The sequence below is a fragment of the Hymenobacter amundsenii genome (genome assembly GCF_002204745.1).
GTDB classification, from domain to species: Bacteria; Bacteroidota; Bacteroidia; order Cytophagales; family Hymenobacteraceae; genus Hymenobacter; species Hymenobacter amundsenii.
In genome coordinates, this window is sequence record NZ_NIRR01000115.1 from 1 (window position 1) to 477 (window position 477).

At 65.8% G+C, this 477-nt stretch carries 1 protein-coding gene; it reads left to right on the top strand.

From position 1 onward, the window contains the following. On the top strand, positions 1–306 hold a 306-nt coding region (locus CDA63_RS20185), incomplete at its 5' end, for a transposase (RefSeq protein ID WP_088466236.1). Between the last annotated feature and the right edge of the window lie 171 nt (positions 307–477).

Here is a 477-nt window from a genome sequence, read left to right on the forward strand (position 1 = left end):
AAGGACAGCCCCCAACCTCCTAAACGTCGGCGTTATGATGCCGCCTTCCGCGCTGAGGCGCTGCGTCTGGCGGGCGAGAGCCGCTCGACCCAGGCCGCGGCCCGCGCCCTGAATATCAATGCCAAGCTACTCTACAAGTGGCAGAAAGAAGCCCTGACGCCCGTAGCGGCCGCTCGCGGGGCCGATTTGGACCCGGCTACGGCCGCCGAATTGCGCCAGCTGCGGGCCTTGTCCCGGCGGCAGGCGCAGGAACTGGCCATTTTAAAAAAAGCCATCGCCATCTTCTCGGCGACCGACAACCTATGAGCCGCTACCGCTTCATCGACGAGCAGCGGAGCCAGTATCCGGTGCGCCTGCTCTGCCAGGTAGTAGCCGTGCCCGCCAGCGGCTATTACGCTTGGCAGCACGCGCAACAGCCGGCCGTCGCTGCGCCAGAACCGGCATGGGAAACGGCCCTGGTCAAGGTCTTCGGGGTCC